The sequence below is a fragment of the Nocardioides sp. J9 genome (assembly GCF_007829375.1).
Lineage (GTDB): Bacteria > Actinomycetota > Actinomycetes > Propionibacteriales > Nocardioidaceae > Nocardioides.
Map to the genome: position 1 here is coordinate 7,718 of NZ_VLJQ01000108.1, position 17,743 is coordinate 25,460.

The following is a 17,743-nucleotide window of genomic DNA, read 5'->3' on the forward strand; positions in this document are numbered from 1 at the left end:
CCCGCCTCGCCCAGGAGATGGGCATGGTCATCCCCTCGACCCCGGCCGGCATCCTCGACCTGACGACCGGCCGGATCACCGGCGACCCCGTGCCCGCCTCCGGCGACGACGCCCTCCCGCTGCACATGCCCGGCCCGAAGAAGCCGGCCCAGCTGCGGCGCCCCGCCGACGTGAAGGTCGCCGCGGGCAGCCGCACCGACCGCACCGACCGCACCGACCGCACCGACCGCACCCCCCAGCGCACGGAGCGCACGCCGAAGCGCAACGGCGACGGCGCGCCCACCGGAGATCGGTGAGCGTTCCGCCTAGGGTCGGGGTGACCGGGGGACGTCGTCCCCGCCACCGAGCAGGACGAGAGCGTTGAGCCGACCCAGCAGCACCCTCCGCAACCGCCGCGGGAAAGGCATCCGGCGCGGCTCCTCGAGGCTGCGCATGCAGATCGGCTTCCTGCTGATCGCGATCGTGCTCTCGGTCTTCGCCGGCCGCCTGGTCCAGCTGCAGGCCATCGACCCCGGCTCCTACGCCCAGATGGCCGCCCGGGAGGGCCGGGCCACCGTCGTGCTGCCCGCCACCCGCGGCGAGATCCTCGACCGCAACGGCGAGGCGCTCGCCGAGACCGTCGACGGGCGGATGATCATCGCCGACCCGGCCGTGACGAAGAAGGTCGCGCCCGAGCTCGCCACCATGCTGGCGCGCCGCCTCGGCGTCGACTACTTCCAGACGCTCGAGCGGCTGCGCGTCGAGGGCAGCCGGTTCCAGTACGTCGCCCGCCAGGTGCCCGCGAGCAAGGCGCAGAAGGTCGTCGCCGACGTCCGCAAGAAGTTCACCGACGACGACGGTCGGCCGTTCGCGGGGCTCTCCACCGAGCGCGACCCGCTGCGGATCTACCCCAACGACGACGTCGCGGCCAACCTGCTCGGCTTCCTCGGCACCCCCAGGGACGACGGCTCCGCCCAGGCGCTGGCCGGCCTCGAGACGTCGTTCAACACGTGGCTGTCCGGCAAGGACGGCGAGGCGACCTACGAGGTCGGCGCGGGCAACCAGATCCCGCTCGGCGACAAGACCGTCACCCCGGCCGTCGACGGCCGCGACCTCAGGCTGACCATCGACCGCGACCTGCAGTTCTACACGCAGCGGATCCTCCAGCAGACCGTCACCCGCGCCGCCGGCCAGTCCGGCATCGCGGTGGTGATGGACAGCCGGACCGGCCAGCTGCTCGCGCTCGCCGACTACCCGACGTACGACGCCTCCGACCCGTACCGCTACGACGAGGGCCTCTACAAGTCCTCCGCCCTCACCGACGTCTACGAGCCCGGCTCGGTCGAGAAGGTGCTCACCATCAGCTCGCTCGTCGACGCCGGCCTGGCGTTCAAGGAGCAGAAGTTCCGCGTGCCGGGCAAGCTCTACCGCCAGGACCGCCCGATCGGCGACTACTGGGACCACGGCACGCTGCGGCTCACCCTCGCCGGCATCCTCGCCAAGTCCTCCAACGTCGGCACCGTGCTCGCCGCCGACCAGTTCCGCCGCGGCGCGCTGCGGCGCTACCTCACCGCGTTCGGCCTCGGCCAGCGCACCGACATCGGCCTCGGCGGCGAGACCAACGGCATCGTGCCCAAGGGTGCGGCGTGGACCTCGCAGGTCGGGGACCGCATCGCCTTCGGCCAGTCGCTGTCGGTCAACGCCGTGCAGATGGCAGCCGCGGTCAACACGATCGCCAACGGCGGGGTGCGGATCGCTCCCTCGCTCGTGCAGGGCGCGGCCACCACCGACAAGGGTCAGCAGGTCGGCAGCGACCAGGCCGCCACGACCCGCGTCATCAGCGCCGACGCCGCCCGCGAGACGATGCTGATGATGGAGCGGGTGCTGGACCCGGAGGAAGGCGTCGCGCCCGGCGCGGCCGTCCCGGGCTACCGCGTCGCCGGCAAGACCGGCACCGCGCAGCGCGTCGGCGAGGACGGCACCTACGACGGCAGCACGACCGTCTCCTTCGCCGGCTTCGCCCCCGCGGACGACCCGCGGTTCACGATATACGTCGTCGTGCACAGCCCGCGGGCGGGCAGTGGTGGTGGCAGCGTGGCCGGTCCGGCATTCTCGAAGCTGATGAGCTACACGTTGCGCCGCTACGGAGTCCCGCCGACCGGCGGCAAGCCCAACCAGACCCCGGTCGAGTGGTGAGCCTGCCCACCCGGCCCGCCCACCCGCACCAGACGCCGCTCGCCGACGTCGCCCGCGCACTGGGCCCGGCCCCGGACCACCCCGACGGCACCGCGGTCCCCGCCGCCGACCCCGACGTGGCCGTCCCCGACGTGGCCGTCCCCGACGTGGCCGTGCAGGGGGTCACCCTCGACTCCCGCCGCGTCGCGGCCGGGGACCTGTACGCCGCGCTGCCCGGCTCCCGGGCGCACGGCGCCGCGTTCACCGGGCAGGCCGTCGAGGCCGGGGCCGTCGCGGTGCTGACCGACCCGACGGGCCGCGAGGCGGCGTCCGGCCACGGCGTGCCGGTGCTCGTCGTCGACGACCCCCGTGCCGTGCTCGGCGACGTGGCGGCCCTGGTCTACGGCCGGCCCGCCGACGCGCTGCGCACCATCGGCGTCACCGGCACCCAGGGCAAGACCACGGTCACCCGGCTGCTCGACGGCGGCCTGCTCGCCGCCGGCGTGCGCAGCGCCGTGGTCGGCACGGTCGGCACCCGCATCGCCGGCGAGGAGGTGAAGACCTCGCTGACCACCCCGGAGGCGCCCGACCTGCACGGCCTGTTCGCCCGGATGCGCGAGCTCGACGTCACGGCCTGCGCCATGGAGGTCTCGAGCCACGCCCTGGTGATGGGCCGCGTCGACGGGGTGCGCTTCGACGTCGCCGTGTTCACCAACCTCGGCCGCGACCACCTCGACTTCCACGCCGACGTGGAGGAGTACTTCGCCGCCAAGGCCAGCCTCTTCACCCCGGAGCACGCCGCCCGCGGCCTGGTCTGCACCGACGACGAGCACGGCCGCCGCCTCGCCCGCGAGGCCCCCATCCCCGTGCGCACCTACGGCCTCACCGGGGACCCGGACTGGCGGGCGCTCGACGTCGAGCTCGGTGCCGACGGCTCCCGGTTCACCGTGGCCGGGCCCGACGGCGTCCGGGTCAGCGCCGCGGTGCCGCTGCCCGGCGACTTCAACGTCGCCAACGCGCTCGCGGCCGTGGCCGCGGCGGCCGAGGCCGGGCTGGACCCGCAGGCGGTCGCCGACGGCATCGCCGCCTCCGGCGGGGTGCCCGGCCGGCTGGAGCGGGTGCCCACCGGGCGCGACCTCACCGTCGTCGTCGACTACGCCCACAAGCCCGACGCCGTCGAGGCGGTGCTGCGCACGCTGCGCCCGGTCACCCGCGGCCGGCTGGTCGTCGTCATCGGCGCCGGCGGCGACCGCGACCGCGGCAAGCGCCCGGTCATGGGCGAGATCGCCGCCCGCCTGGCCGACGTGGTCGTGGTGACCGACGACAACCCCCGCTCCGAGGACCCCGCGACCATCCGGGCCGAGGTGCTGGCCGGCGCCCGCGACGGGTCCGCCGAGGTGCAGGAGGTCGGCGACCGTCGTACCGCCATCGCGGAGGCGATCGGCCGCGCCGGCCCCGGCGACGTGGTCGTGGTCGCCGGCAAGGGCCACGAGACCGGGCAGGAGGTCGACGGCGTGGTGCACCCCTTCGACGACCGCGAGGTGGTGCGCGAGGTGCTCGCGTCGCTCGACGCGGCGGGCAGCGGGGGAGCGCGATGATCCCGCTGCGGCTCTCCGAGGTCGCCGACGTCGTCGGCGGCACCCTGCACGGGGACGACGTCGTCGTCTCCGGCCACGCCTACCTCGACAGCCGGTCCCCGGTCGCCGACGGGCTCTTCGTCGCGATCGTCGGCGAGCGCGTCGACGGCCACGAGTACGCCGACGGTGCGCACGCCGTGCTCGGCAGCCGTCCCACGGCGCGCCCGACCGTCGTGGTCGAGGACCCCGTCGTCGCCCTCGGCCGGCTCGCCCGCCACGTCGTGGACCGCCTCGACGTCACCGTCCACGCGATGACCGGCTCCCAGGGCAAGACCGGGACGAAGGACTACCTCGCCGCCGTGCTGCGCACGCTCGCGGGCGAGGACGCCGTCGTCGCCACGGCTGCCAACAACAACAACGAGCTCGGCGTCCCGCTGACCGTGCTCCGTGCCGGCCCCGCGACGCGCCACCTCGTCGTCGAGATGGGTGCCCGCGGCATCGGCCACATCGCCTACCTGTGCGGGATCGCCCCGCCGCAGGTCGCGGCCGTCCTCAACGTCGGCACCGCCCACGTGGGGGAGTTCGGCGGTCAGGAGCAGATCGCGCGCGCCAAGGGCGAGATCGTCGAGGCGCTCGGCGAGGACGGCACCGCCGTGCTGAACGCCGACGACCCGCTCGTCGCCGCGATGGAGTCGCGCACCGCTGCCCGGGTGGTCACCTTCGGCACCGCCGGCACGCTGCGGTGGAGCGCCGTCGAGCTCGACGACCTGGGCCGTCCCGGCTTCGTGCTCGAGCGCGACGGGGCCTCTGCCCCCGTCCAGCTGCTGCAGACCGGCCTCCACCAGGTCCAGAACGCCGCCGCGGCCGCTGCGATGGCGATGGCCGCCGGGTTCGACCTGGCCGAGGTGGCCGGCGCGCTCGGCGGCGCGGCCGCCGCGTCCCCCTGGCGGATGGAGGTCTCCGAGCGGCCCGACGGCCTCGTCGTGGTCAACGACTCCTACAACGCCAACCCCGAGTCCATGCGGGCCGCCCTCGAGGCGCTCACCGCGATCGGCGGGTCCCGCGGCCGTCGTACCGTCGCGGTGCTGGGGGAGATGAAGGAGCTCGGCGCCGAGCACGACGCCGGCCACCGCGCCGTGGGCGCCGACGCCGCCCGGCTGGGCGTCGACGTGGTCGTCGTGGTGGGCGAGGCCGCCCGCGGGATCGGGGAGGGCGCCAGCAGCCCCGGAAGGGGGTGTGAGGTGGTCCTCACGGCGGGCCGTGAGGAAGCCGTGGCGTGGTTGCGGCAGAATGCCGGGGCGGAGGACGTCGTCCTCGTCAAGGCGTCGCGCGGGGCGGCGCTGGAATGGGTTGCGGACCAGGTCCTGGAGGGTACGACGCCATGAGAGCCATCCTGCTCGGGGGCGGCATCGCGTTGCTGATCTCCCTGCTCGGGACCCGCGTCGTGATCACCCTGTTCACCAACTGGGGCTACGGCCAGGAGATCCGCGACGACGGTCCCACCAGCCACCACACCAAGCGCGGCACGCCCACCATGGGCGGCGTCGTCATCATCCTCGCCGCGGTCATCGCCTACTTCTCGGCGAAGCTCATCACCCTGACCACGCCGAGCGCCTCGGCGCTGCTGCTGCTCTTCCTGTTCGTCGGGATGGGCCTGGTCGGCTTCCTCGACGACTTCATCAAGATCTCCAAGCAGCGCAGCCTCGGCCTGCGCAGCAAGGCGAAGATGGCCGGCCAGACCGTGATCGCGCTGGTCTTCGGCTGGCTGGCGCTCTCGCCGATGCTGGAGGACGAGAACGGCCGCACGCCCGCGAGCGAGAAGGTCTCCTTCCTCCGCGAGCTCGACTGGTTCGTGCTGCCCACGATCCTGGCCATCCTGCTGATCTGGCTGTTCGTCGCCGGGTTCAGCAACGCCGTCAACCTCACCGACGGGCTCGACGGCCTCGCGGCCGGCGCCTCGGTGATGGTCTTCGGCGCCTACACGCTGGTGAACATCTGGCAGAACAACCAGTTCTGCCAGGCCGAGCCGAGCGCGAGCTGCTACAACGTCCGCGACCCGCTCGACCTGGCGATCATCGCCGCCGCGATCACCGGCGCCTGCTTCGGCTTCCTGTGGTGGAACGCCTCGCCGGCCAAGATCTTCATGGGCGACACCGGCTCGCTGGCGCTCGGCAGCGCGCTGGCCGGCTTCGCGATCCTGACCCGCACCGAGCTGCTCCTGGTCATCCTCGGCGGCCTGTTCGTCCTCGAGACGGTCTCGGTGATGATGCAGGTCGGCTTCTTCAAGCTCAGCAAGGGCAAGCGGATCTTCCGGATGGCACCCATCCACCACCACTTCGAGATGCTCGGGTGGGAGCAGGTCACGGTCGTGATCCGGTTCTGGATCATCACCGGCCTGTTCGTCGCGACCGGCCTGGGCATCTTCTACGCCGAGTGGGTGTCGCGGCTGTGAGCGATACCCGCCCGGACCCGACCAGCCTCGGCCGGCGCGACTCGTGGGCCGGCGTACGCGCCGTCGTCGCGGGGTTCGGCACCAGCGGCGCCGCCGCGGTCGACAACCTGCTCCACCTCGGTGCCGACGTGCACGCCGTCGCGGAGTCGGCCAGCGCGTCGATCCAGGAGCGCGCCGAGCTGCTGCAGGTCCTCGGCGCCCGCATCGACGTCCACGAGGGCGCGACCGGGGTCCTGCCCGACGACGTCGACCTGCTCGTCGTCTCGCCCGGCTTCCGGCCCGACGCCCCGATCATCACCACCGCCCGCGAGCGCGGCGTCCCGGTGTGGGGCGAGGTCGAGCTGGCCTGGCGGCTGCGCGACCCCGAGCACCCGGCGCCGTGGCTGTGCATCACCGGCACCAACGGCAAGACCACCACGGTGCAGATGCTCGTCAGCATCCTGCGTGCCGCCGGACTGCGCAGCGTCGCCGCCGGCAACGTCGGCCTGCCGCTGACCGAGGCGGTCATGGACCCCGAGCCCTACGACGTCATCGCTGTCGAGCTCTCCAGCTTCCAGCTGCACTACGTCGAGACCATGGCCGCCGAGAGCGCCGCGGTGCTCAACGTCGCCGAGGACCACCTCGACTGGTACGCCGGCCAGTCGGCCATGCAGGACTACGCCGCCGACAAGGGCCGGATCTACGAGGGCGTGGAGCGGGCCTGCGTCTACAACGTCGCGGACCCCGCCACCGAGCAGCTGGTCCGTGACGCCGACGTGGTCGAGGGAGCCCGGGCGATCGGCTTCACCCTCGGCGTCCCCGGCCCCGGCATGCTCGGCGTCGTCGACGAGATCCTCGTCGACCGCGCGTTCATCGAGGAGCGCGCCACCAGCGCGGCCGAGCTGTGCACGCTGGACGACCTGGCCTCCCGCGCCCCGCACTTCATCGCCAACGCCCTCGCTGCCGCAGCGCTCGCCCGCGCGCACGGCGTGAGCCAGGCCGCGGTCCGCGACGGGCTGCGCTCCTTCCAGCCCGACGGCCACCGGATCGCGGTCGTGGCCGAGCACGCCGGCATCACCTGGGTCGACGACTCCAAGGCGACCAACCCGCACGCCGCCGCGTCCTCGCTCGCCGCGTTCGCCCCGGTCGTGTGGGTCGCCGGGGGCCTCGCCAAGGGGGCCAGCTTCGACGACCTGGTCCGGCAGGTGGGGGACCGGCTGCGGGCCGTCGTCCTCATCGGCCGGGACCGTGACGTGATCCGCCAGGCGCTTTCGCGACACGCTCCCGATGTGCCGGTGATCGACGTCGACAGCCCCGACACTGGGGACGTAGTCGGTGACGACCGGATGAGGCGCGTCGTCGCGGCAGCGGCCGAGGTCGCCCGGGCGGGCGACACCGTGCTGCTGGCGCCGGGATGCGCGTCGATGGACCAGTTCTCCGACTACGCCGCTCGCGGCGACGCGTTCGCCGAGGCGGTGCGGGACTACATCGGCGAGAGCTAGCGAGCTGGCGGGCAGGAGAGGGGACGGGTCATCACCACCGCGAACCCCGAGAAGCTCCGCTTCCACCTCCGCCAGCGCCTCCCCTCGCGCCCGTTCCTCCGGCGCCCGTCGGCACGCCGGTCCGGCTGGACCGCCGCGGTCAAGGACGCCCTCGACCGGCCGCTGACGACCTACTACCTGCTGCTCGGCGCGACCGCGCTGCTGCTCACCATCGGCCTGATCATGGTGCTGAGCGCCTCCAGCGTCTACGCCTACCGCGAGACGGGCGACTCCTACACCGTCGTACGACGCCAGCTGATGTGGGTCCTGCTCGGCGTGCCGTGCGCCTTCCTGGCGTCGCGGGTGTCGCTGCGCTGGGTGCGCGCGCTGACCTACCCGGCGTTCTCCATCTCGCTGCTGCTGCTCGCGCTGACCGCCAAGGTCGGCGTCGAGGTCAACGGCAACAAGAACTGGCTCGACCTCGGCGTCGTGCAGATCCAGCCCTCGGAGATCGCGAAGCTGTCGCTGATCATCTGGGCCAGCCACATCTACGCCAACAAGGAGCGCCGCCTCGGCAACCTGCACCAGATGCTGGTGCCCGTCGTGCCCGGCATGGTGCTGGCCACGGCCCTGGTCGTGGTCGGGCGCGACCTCGGCACCGCGCTGGTCTTCTTCGCCCTGCTGGTCGCGATGCTGTGGGTCGTCGGCGCCCCGGGCAAGCTCTTCGCGCTCGCGTTCTCCGGCGTCAGCGTGCTCGCGCTCGGCCTCGCCGCCACCGACGGCGAGCGGCTGGCCCGCATCTACAACTTCGCCGACCCGTTCAAGGACTACCTCGGCACGGGCTGGCAGCCCGCCCACGGGCTCTACGCCATGGCCAGCGGCGGCGTCTTCGGGGAGGGCATCGGCGCCAGCCAGCAGAAGTGGGGCCAGCTGCCCGAGGCGCACACCGACTTCATCTTCGCGGTGCTCGGCGAGGAGCTCGGCCTGGTCGGCACCCTGCTGGTGGTCGCCCTCTTCCTCGTCCTCGCCTATGCCGGGACCCGCGTCGCGAAGGAGACGAAGGACCCCTTCGTCCGCTACTGCTCCTTCGGCATCGTGGTGTGGCTGCTCGGCCAGATGATGATCAACGTCGGCATGGTGCTCGCCCTGCTGCCCGTCATCGGCATCCCGCTCCCGCTCGTGTCCTACGGCGGCKSCMGCCCCCCCCCCCCCCCCCCCCCCCCCCGCCCCGCGGGCTCTCCGCCCGCCGGTAGGTTGGCCACGTGCGAGTCTTGTTGGCCGGTGGGGGAACGGCGGGGCACACCTCGCCACTGCTCGCGACCGCAGATGCCCTGCGTCGCCTCGACCCGGGGGTGGAGGTCACCTGCCTCGGCACGCCCCGGGGCCTGGAGAACAAGGTCATCCCCGAGGCCGGCTACCCGCTGCGGCTCGTGCCGCCGGTCCCGTTGCCCCGCAAGCCCGGCAAGGACCTCGCCATGGTCCCCGCCCGGCTCCGGGCCGCGGTCAAGGCCGCGCTGGACGTGATCGACGAGGTCCGCCCCGACGTCGTCGTCGGCTACGGCGGCTACGTCTCGATGCCGGCCTACGTCGCCGCCCGGCGCCGCAAGCTCCCGCTCGTGGTGCACGAGCAGAACGCCCTGCCCGGCATCGCGAACAAGTTCGGCGCCCGCGTCGCCACCCGCGTCGCGGTCAGCTTCCCGGACACGCCGCTGCGCGGCGCCGAGTACGTCGGCCTGCCGATCCGCCGGATGATCGCGACCCTCGACCGCGAGGCGCTGCGCGCGGAGGCCCGGGCCTTCTTCGGCCTCGAGCAGGACCGGCCGACCCTGGTCGTCACCGGCGGCTCCCAGGGCGCGCGCCGCCTCAACCAGGCCGTCAGCGGTGCTGCCCCCGCGCTGGCCGCCGCCGGCGTGCAGGTGCTGCACGTGGTCGGCCCCAACGGAGCCAGCGACCCGAGCTGGTCCGAGCCGCTGCCCAGCGGCGTGCCCTACGTCGTGCTGCCGTTCGTCGAGCGGATGGACCTCGCGCTGGCCGCCGCCGACGTCATGGTGTGCCGCTCCGGCGCCTCCAGCGTCGTCGAGGCCTCCGCCTCCGGCGTGCCCGCCGTTTTCGTGCCGCTCCCGATCGGCAACGGGGAGCAGGCCCTCAACGCCCGCCCGGTCGTCGACGCCGGGGGAGCGCTGCTGGTCGAGGACGTCGACTTCACCGCCGACTACGTCGCCGAGACGATCCCGTCGCTGGTCGCGGACCCGGCGCGGCTCGCCTCCATGGGCGCGGCCGCCGCGCACCTCGTGCCCCGCGACGCCGACGAGCGCCTGGCCCGGATCATCCAGGACGTCGCCCGGTGAAGATCCCCGTCCCGGACGAGATCCTCCCCGCCGACCAGCTCGGCCACGTCCACCTCGTCGGCATCGGCGGCGCGGGCCTGTCCGGCATCGCCCGCCTCATGCACGCCTCGGGCGTGGTCGTCAGCGGCAGCGACGCCAACGACTCGCCGGTCGTGCGCGCCCTGCGCGAGGAGGGCATCACCGTCCACGTGGGCCACGACGCCGCCCACCTCGACGGCGTCGACACCGTGGTGGCGACGACGGCCGCCCGCGAGGACAACCCGGAGATCGCCGAGGCCACCCGCCGCGGCCTGCGCCTGTGGCCGCGCTCGGCCGGCCTGCAGTCGGTCCTGATCGGCAAGCGCGTGGTCGCCGTCGCCGGCACCCACGGCAAGACCACCACGACCGCGATGCTCACCGTCGCCCTGCAGGAGGCCGGGCTGGACCCGACCTTCGCGATCGGTGCCGAGGTGGCCAGCCTCGGCACCAACGCCCGCCTCGGCAGCGGTGACGTCGCCGTCGTCGAGGCCGACGAGTCCGACGGTGCCTTCCTCGTCTACACCCCCGACCTCGCCGCCATCACCAACGTCGACGCCGACCACCTCGACCACTGGGGCACCGAGGAGGCCTACGAGGCAGCCTTCGCCGAGTTCGCCCGGCGGGCCCGGGTGACAGTCACCGAGCGCGCCGACCTCGCCGACGTCACCGCCGCCTTCGCCGACGGTGCGCAGGTGCGCGGCCACGACCTCGTGGTCGAGGGCGGTCGCACCCGCTTCCGCGTCGAGGCCCGCGGCGTCGACCTCGGCGAGGTCGAGCTCGCCGTGCCCGGCCGCCACTACGCCGTCGACGCCCTCCTCGCGCTGGCCGTCGGGCTCGAGCTCGGCGCCGACCCGGCCGCGCTGGTGCGCGGCCTGGCCCGCCACCAGGGCGCCAAGCGGCGGATGGAGCTGGTCGGAACGGTTGGCGCGGCCGATCGTGCCATCCGGGTCTACGACTCCTACGCCCACCACCCCAGCGAGATCCGCGGCGACCTCGAGGCCGCCCGCTCGCTCGTGGGGCCCGGCGGGCGSCTCGTCGTGTGCTTCCAGCCGCACCTCGTCTCGCGCACCCGCATCTTCGGCACCCAGATGGGCCACGAGCTCGGTGCGGCCGACGAGGTCGTGCTGATGGACGTCTACGTCGCCCGGGAGGACTCCGACCCCGAGGTCACCGGCGCGCTGGTGGCCGGCGCCGTGCCGCTGCCGGCCGAGCGGGTCCGCTTCGTGCCCGACCGCGCGGACGTCGTACCCACGCTGGCGGGGCTCGCCCGCCCCGGCGACCTCGTGCTCACCCTCGGCGCCGGCGACGTGACCGCGCTGGCGCCCGAGCTGGTGGCGCTCCTCGGGGGGAGCGGTGCCTAGCCTGCGCCGGACGCGCGCCGCCGCGACCGGGCACGAGAAGGCCCAGCAGCGGGCGCGCCGGGCGTTCGCCCGCCGCCAGCGGGCCCGGCGCTGGCTCACCTGGCGCTACGTGCTCGCGGCCAGCCTCGCGGTGCTGCTGCTCGGGCTGGGCGTCTACGCCCTCTACTTCTCCTCCTGGCTGCGCACCGAGGGCGTCGAGCTGGTCGGCAACGACCTGGTCAGCGACGCGAAGGTGCTGGCCGCGGCCGACGTGCCGACCGGCGGTCCGCTGGTCCGCGTCGACCTCGAGGCGATCGAGAAGCGGGTCAAGGCGCTGGCCGCGGTCAAGGAGGTCGACGTCTCGCGGCAGTGGCCGCACGACGTGCGGATCGAGGTCACCGAGCGGACCCCGGTCGCCGTGCTCGACCTCGGCGACCGGGTGGTCGCGCTCGACGCCGAGGGCACCTCCTTCCCGGCGCCGCCGCGTGCCCGCGACGGCCTGCCACGCGTGCGCGTCGGCAGCGGCGCCGACCAGAACGCCCTGCGCGAGGGGGCGGCGGTCGTCGCGGCGCTCGACGGCGACGTGTCGTCGATGGTCAGCTACGTCGAGGTCCGCACCGTCGACGAGATCCTGCTGCACCTGCGCGACGACCGGCTGGTCAAGTGGGGGAGCGCGGAGCAGTCGGAGGACAAGGCCGCGGTGCTGCTCCAGCTCCTCGAGCGCCAGGCGTCGACGTACGACGTCTCCGTGCCCGGCGCGCCCACGACGAAGTGAGCCGGCCCACCGGGGCGGCGCGGTGCTGGCGGGTCGGCGACATCACGGAACATCGACGCACGCCGGTGCGGCGTGTCTGCGCGATGCGGGGACGTGGCGTCCCTACTGTCTTCATCACGACGAGGTTGACATAACTATAACCCTCAGGTTGAGGGTAAGGGTTGTGCGACACGCCGGTCGGCCACGGGGAAGCGGTCCGGCCGCCGATCGTCGGTGAACGGACACAGACAACGTACGGACCACACCGGAGAGGTGAAGCCGCCGTGGCAGCTGCACAGAACTACCTGGCCATCATCAAGGTCGTCGGCATCGGCGGCGGCGGCGTGAACGCCGTCAACCGCATGATCGAGGTCGGCCTCAAGGGCGTCGAGTTCATCGCCATCAACACCGACGCGCAGGCGCTGCTGATGAGCGACGCCGACGTGAAGCTCGACATCGGGCGCGAGCTCACCCGCGGCCTCGGTGCGGGTGCGAACCCCGACGTGGGCGGCAAGGCCGCCGAGGACCACGCGGAGGAGATCGAGGAGGTGCTCAAGGGCGCCGACATGGTCTTCGTGACCGCGGGCGAGGGTGGCGGCACCGGCACCGGCGGCGCGCCCGTCGTCGCCCGGATCGCCCGCTCGCTCGGCGCGCTGACCATCGGTGTGGTGACCCGTCCGTTCACCTTCGAGGGCGCCCGCCGCAAGAAGTCCGCCGACGAGGGCATCGAGCGGCTCCGCGAGGAGGTCGACACTCTCATCGTCATCCCCAACGACCGCCTCCTGCAGATCTCGGACCGCAACGTGTCGATGCTCGACGCGTTCAAGCAGGCCGACCAGGTGCTGCTCCAGGGCGTCTCGGGCATCACCGACCTGATCACCACCCCCGGCCTGATCAACGTCGACTTCGCCGACGTCAAGGCGGTCATGAGCAACGCCGGCTCCGCCCTCATGGGCATCGGCTCGGCCCGCGGCGAGGACCGGGCGCTGCAGGCCGCCGAGATGGCGATCAGCAGCCCGCTGCTCGAGGCCTCGATCGACGGCGCCCACGGCGTCCTGCTCTCGATCGCCGGCGGCTCCGACCTCGGCATCTTCGAGATCAACGAGGCCGCGGCCATGGTCGCCGACGCGGTGCACGCCGACGCCAACATCATCTTCGGCACGATCATCGACGACGCCCTCGGCGACGAGGTCCGGGTGACCGTCATCGCCGCAGGCTTCGACGGTGGCCTGCCCAAGCGCCGCGAGGACACCACCATCCGCCGGCCGCAGCAGGCCTCGCGCCCGGCGGCGCCGTCGAACCAGTCCAGCCAGTCCGCGCCCGCCCAGTCCGCCCCGTCGCAGTCGGCCCCGGCGAGCCAGGGCCAGGACCGTCCCGCCCGTCCCGCATCGCCCGAGCCGGCGGCGCCCTCCGACCCGCAGCCGGTCGGTGCGCGCACCCAGCCCGCGCCGATGAAGTTCGACGACGGCGACGACCTGGACGTGCCCGACTTCCTGAAGTGACGCGTGTTCGCCTTCCGTGAGAGCCACGACCTCGACCCGGATCCCGCCGCTGGCGGGGCCCGGGTCGAGGTCGCGTTCACGGACGCCTCCCTCGACCTCCACGAGGACGGGGAGGGGCTGGCCGACGCCCTGCGCGAGCTCGCCCAGGCGGTCGACGCCACCCTCGTCCGTGCCCACCAGGTGCACGGCGACGCCGTCGCGGTGGTCGAGGAGCCGGACGACGTCCCGACCGCCGACGGCCTGGTCACCGTGCGCCGCCGTACCGCCCTGCTCGTGCGCGTCGCCGACTGCGTCCCCGTGCTGCTCGCCGACCCCCGTGCCGGGGTCGTCGGCGTGGCCCACGCCGGACGCCGCGGCGTCGAGCTCGGTGTCGTGACCCGCACCGTGGAGCGGATGCGCGACCTCGGCGCCGCCGACGTCCGCGCCTGGGTCGGCCCTCATATCTGCGGCCGCTGCTACGAGGTCCCCGAGGCCATGCGCGAGGAAGTCGCCGCCGTGGTCCCCGAGAGCCGGGCCGAGACCTCCTGGGGCACTCCCTCGCTCGACCTCGGCGCCGGCGTCGCCGCGCAGCTCGCCGCCGCCGGCGTCGCCAGCACCCTCGTCGAGGGCTGCACCCGCGAGGACGCCCGCTTCCACTCCTACCGCCGCGACGGCCAGGCCTCCGGCCGCATGGCCGGGGTGGTGTGGCTGCCGTGACGACCCGCAGCGACGAGATCGCCGCCAACCTCGCCACCGTCCGCGAGCGCATCGCCCGGGCTGCCGAGGCCGCCGGTCGCGCCCCCGACGACGTCCACCTCGTCGTGGTCACCAAGTTCTTCCCCGCCTCCGACGTGCGCGTGCTCGCCGCCCTCGGCGTCACCGACGTCGGCGAGAACCGGCACCAGGAGGCCGAGGCGAAGGCCGCCGAGTGCGCCGACCTGCCGCTGCGCTGGCACTTCATCGGCGGGCTGCAGTCCAACAAGGCCGCCGCCGTCGCCCGCTACGCCCACGTCGTCGAGTCCGTCGACCGCAGCAGCCTGGTCGCTCGCCTCGACCGCGGTGCCGCCGAGTCCGGACGCGCCGTCGAGGTCCTGCTCCAGGTCTCCCTCGACCCGCCCGGCCGCGACCACCGCGCCGGCGCCCCGCCCGACCAGCTCGCCGACCTCGCCGCCGAGGTCGCTGCCGCGCCGCACCTCGAGCTGCGCGGCCTGATGGCCGTCGCACCCCTGGGCGAGGACCCCGCGGCCGCCTTCGGACGGCTCGCGGAGATCCGCGCCGGCTTTCTCGCCGACCACCCGTCGGCCACCCGGCTCTCGGCCGGCATGAGCGGTGACCTCGAGGAGGCCATCGCCGTCGGCGCGACACACGTGCGCGTCGGCTCCGCGGTCCTCGGAACGAGGCCCGCGGTCCAGTAATGTCCACAACACCACCACATGTCCCCGATCTCCGGGGGCACGGATCACGGAGGCAACAGTCATGAGCGGTGCGATGCGCAGGATCGGCGAGTACCTCGGCCTGCTGGAGGACACCGGCTATGACGAGTACGACGACGAGGTCACCGAGCCCGCTCGCGAGTCCCGCGAGCCGCGCGCTGCCCGTCCCGTGCGCGCCGTACCTTCCGGCACCGTCGCCGACCTGGAGGAGCGCCGCCGCCCCGTGGCCGTCGCGCCCCAGCCCGAGGTCGCCGAGCTGTCCCGGATCACCACCCTCCACCCGACGACCTACAACGACGCCCGCGCCGTGGGGGAGCAGTACCGCGACGGCATCCCGGTGATCATGAACCTCACCGAGATGGACGACACCGACGCCAAGCGCCTCGTCGACTTCGCCGCCGGCCTGATCTTCGCCACCCGCGGCTCCATCGAGCGGGTCACCAACAAGGTCTTCCTGCTCTCCCCGCCGAACGTCACCGTCGCGGCCGAGGACAAGCAGCGGATCGCTGACCGGGACTTCTTCAACCAGAGCTGAGTTGGCTGGGCCGAGCGTGTCGCCTGTCGCGCTCGCCGCCCGGGCACTCGCAAGCTCGGCCCGCGGGCTTCGCGCGACGCGGCTTCGCCGCGGGGCGCCACGCTGCCGGCCGCGCAGTTGGCTTCCGTAGGTCCTGCCTCCGTCTGGCGGCAAGACTTGCTGAGATGGGGGGAGCGTGTCGCCTGTCGAGGGCTGCGCGCAGGCCTCGCAAGCTCGGCCCGCACTTGCCGCCGACGCGCCYYCGGCGCGGGCGCCACGCTGCCGCGCCCGCAGTTGGCTCCGGCGGATGGCACCGTCCGTCTGGCGGCAAGCCGGACGTAGGGCTCTTGGGGTCGGTCCCTGTGGTCGGGTCGGTGAGTCGGACGTCATCCGTTCTGTGGGCTAGAGCCCACGGTTCGTATGACGTCTTCGCCTTGGAGGCCTGAGTCGCACCGATTGGGCAGGAACTGCAACCCCGCACGGCGTGTCGCATGTCGTTTGGGACCAAACGACAGAGCGGCGGCCGCTTGTGGCGGCGCGGGCGGAGCCCGTGCCGACATCCGTGCCGCAAGCAGGTGGTCGGCTCAGCGCGGCCGCCTGGACGAGCCCGGCGCAACATCGCCGATTGGGCAGAGACGACATGCCCGTACGGCGTGTCGCACGTCGTTTGGGACCAAACCGCAACCCCCGCACGATCCCCGTCCCGGCGGCACCCCGGGCGGGACCAGGTCCTCAGAGGCCACCGGATAGATTGGAGGCGTGAGCATCGCCGGCTGGATCATCGAGGGCATCCTCTTCGCCTTCATCGCGTTCCTGTGGGTGCGCTTCATCACCGACTGGGTGCAGGTGTTCGCGCGGGCGTGGGAGCCCCGTGGGCCGCTGCTGGTGTTCCTCGAGCTGTGCTACTCGGCCACCGATCCGCCGATCAACGCGCTGCGCAAGGTCATCAAGCCGATCCGGATCGGGAACTTCGCGCTGGACCTCAGCTTCATCCTGGTGCTGATCCTCGCCTACGTCCTGCTCAGCGTGAACCGCAGCACACTGCTGGCCGCCTGAGCGGAAACGGGGCCCCTCACGAGGGTGTGGGGCGTACCGTGAACGGTGACGTCCGAACTGCCGGGTGATGCGGGCTTCTCGCCCGCAGGCGCTAAGGTTCGGGAAGACAGTTTGTCCTTGTACTTCGAAGATAGGTGAGGTCATGCCGCTGACGCCTGAGGACGTGAGCAACAAGCGCTTTACGCCGGTCCGGCTGCGCGAGGGCTACGACATGGGCGAGGTCGACCAGTTCCTGGATGAGGTGGAGGCCGAGCTGGCCCGCCTGACCCAGGAGAACGACGACCTCCGCGCGAAGCTGGCGGCCGCCCAGGCGGGTGCCGGCTCCTCCTCGGCGTTCGACGTCCCCACGCAGCTGGCGCCCGTTCCCGAGCCGACCCCCGAGCCGGCCCCGGTCGAGGTCCCCGCGCCGGTCGAGCCGGTCGTCGCGGCGCCGGCCCCGGCGGTCGCCGGCGGTGTCGAGACCATCCGCGTCGAGACGGTCCCCGAGGCCTCCAACGCGGCGGCCCGCCTGCTCGAGATCGCGACCCGCAACGCCGACGAGCTCGTCGAGGACGCGAAGAACGAGGCCGACAAGATCGTCGGCGAGGCGCGCACCAAGGCCGAGCGGCTCGAGTCCGAGGCGAAGGTCAAGGCCGACCGCCTCGAGGCCGACGCCCGCACCCGCGCCGAGATGCTCGACAGCGAGACCGCCGAGCGTCGCACCCAGCTCTTCGGCGACCTCGAGAAGGAGCGCGACAAGCTCTCCGCCGAGGTCGAGACGCTGCGCTCCTTCGAGCGTGAGTACCGCTCGCGCCTCAAGAGCTACTTCACGCAGCAGCTCGAGGCCCTGCAGACGCCGGGCGACACCCTGGCCCCCGTCGAGGAGGCGCCGGCCCCCAAGCGGCTGCGCTCCATCCTGGGCGAGGAGGAGGGCTGAGCCCCCGGCTCACCCCCAGCTGAGCACCGACCGGCCGGTCCGCACTCGCGGGCCGGCCGGTCGTTTCATTCGGTGAGTCTCCTTGGAGGCGTCGCCGGGAGCCGATACCCTCCCGTGCACGCCTGCCGACCTCCGTCGCAGGTCGCCTGCCTCGAGGAGTCCGTCATGGCCCGCACCGCGAAGAAGACGTTGGCCGGTCAGGCCGCCTCGGCCGCCCGGAAGCTCATCAGGCCGCGGAAG

The 17,743-nt window shown here is 73.4% G+C and carries 15 protein-coding genes and 1 pseudogene; all 16 read left to right on the forward strand.

Annotated elements, in window-relative coordinates; all coding sequences use genetic code 11:
* On the forward strand, positions 1-296 hold a 296-nt coding region (locus tag L615_RS18445; protein WP_222430613.1), incomplete at its 5' end, for a hypothetical protein.
* A gap of 136 nt (positions 297-432) precedes the next feature.
* Positions 433-2,175: a penicillin-binding protein 2 gene (locus L615_RS18450; RefSeq protein ID WP_145726072.1), complete on the forward strand. Its 1,743-nt coding sequence runs from the start codon at positions 433-435 to the stop codon at positions 2,173-2,175.
* Positions 2,172-3,752, forward strand: coding sequence for a UDP-N-acetylmuramoyl-L-alanyl-D-glutamate--2,6-diaminopimelate ligase (locus L615_RS18455; protein WP_261376759.1), 1,581 nt, complete (start codon positions 2,172-2,174; stop codon positions 3,750-3,752). Before L615_RS18450 ends, L615_RS18455 begins: the two co-directional genes overlap by 4 nt.
* Entirely contained in the window at positions 3,749-5,116 is a 1,368-nt protein-coding gene (gene murF, locus L615_RS18460) for a UDP-N-acetylmuramoyl-tripeptide--D-alanyl-D-alanine ligase (protein WP_145726074.1), read from the forward strand. Before L615_RS18455 ends, murF begins: the two co-directional genes overlap by 4 nt.
* A complete protein-coding gene (gene mraY / locus L615_RS18465) occupies positions 5,113-6,183 on the forward strand; it encodes a phospho-N-acetylmuramoyl-pentapeptide-transferase (RefSeq protein ID WP_028656646.1) in 1,071 nt (356 codons plus the stop codon). Before murF ends, mraY begins: the two co-directional genes overlap by 4 nt.
* Positions 6,180-7,664 (forward strand): UDP-N-acetylmuramoyl-L-alanine--D-glutamate ligase, encoded by a 1,485-nt coding sequence (murD, locus tag L615_RS18470; protein WP_028656645.1) that lies wholly within the window; start codon positions 6,180-6,182, stop codon positions 7,662-7,664. The genes mraY and murD overlap by 4 nt, the downstream gene beginning before the upstream one ends.
* 180 nt (positions 7,665-7,844) lie before the next feature.
* A pseudogene (ftsW, locus tag L615_RS18475) lies at positions 7,845-8,825 on the forward strand (putative lipid II flippase FtsW); the annotation flags it as partial.
* 80 nt (positions 8,826-8,905) lie between these two features.
* Positions 8,906-9,991: an undecaprenyldiphospho-muramoylpentapeptide beta-N-acetylglucosaminyltransferase gene (murG, locus tag L615_RS18480; protein ID WP_028656644.1), complete on the forward strand. Its 1,086-nt coding sequence runs from the start codon at positions 8,906-8,908 to the stop codon at positions 9,989-9,991.
* Complete coding sequence (gene murC / locus L615_RS18485) at positions 9,988-11,370, forward strand: UDP-N-acetylmuramate--L-alanine ligase (RefSeq protein ID WP_145726075.1); 1,383 nt, start codon at positions 9,988-9,990, stop codon at positions 11,368-11,370. The genes murG and murC overlap by 4 nt, the downstream gene beginning before the upstream one ends.
* On the forward strand, positions 11,363-12,124 hold the full coding sequence (locus L615_RS18490) for a cell division protein FtsQ/DivIB (protein WP_261376760.1): 762 nt from the start codon (positions 11,363-11,365) through the stop codon (positions 12,122-12,124). The genes murC and L615_RS18490 overlap by 8 nt, the downstream gene beginning before the upstream one ends.
* Before the next feature lie 263 nt (positions 12,125-12,387).
* On the forward strand, positions 12,388-13,605 hold the full coding sequence (gene ftsZ / locus L615_RS18495; protein ID WP_145726076.1) for a cell division protein FtsZ: 1,218 nt from the start codon (positions 12,388-12,390) through the stop codon (positions 13,603-13,605).
* 3 nt (positions 13,606-13,608) lie between these two features.
* Positions 13,609-14,301 carry a peptidoglycan editing factor PgeF gene (pgeF, locus tag L615_RS18500; RefSeq protein WP_028656641.1) on the forward strand — a complete coding sequence of 231 codons (693 nt, stop codon included), beginning with the start codon at positions 13,609-13,611 and terminating at the stop codon, positions 14,299-14,301.
* Entirely contained in the window at positions 14,298-14,999 is a 702-nt protein-coding gene (locus L615_RS18505) for a YggS family pyridoxal phosphate-dependent enzyme (RefSeq protein ID WP_036518609.1), read from the forward strand. The genes pgeF and L615_RS18505 overlap by 4 nt, the downstream gene beginning before the upstream one ends.
* A gap of 61 nt (positions 15,000-15,060) precedes the next feature.
* Positions 15,061-15,552 carry a cell division protein SepF gene (locus tag L615_RS18510; protein ID WP_028656639.1) on the forward strand — a complete coding sequence of 164 codons (492 nt, stop codon included), beginning with the start codon at positions 15,061-15,063 and terminating at the stop codon, positions 15,550-15,552.
* A gap of 738 nt (positions 15,553-16,290) precedes the next feature.
* Positions 16,291-16,587, forward strand: a complete 297-nt coding sequence (locus L615_RS18515; RefSeq protein WP_028656638.1) for a YggT family protein — start codon at positions 16,291-16,293, stop codon at positions 16,585-16,587.
* Between the two features lie 142 nt (positions 16,588-16,729).
* On the forward strand, positions 16,730-17,503 hold the full coding sequence (locus L615_RS18520; RefSeq protein WP_145726077.1) for a DivIVA domain-containing protein: 774 nt from the start codon (positions 16,730-16,732) through the stop codon (positions 17,501-17,503).
* Positions 17,504-17,743: the final 240 nt, after the last annotated feature.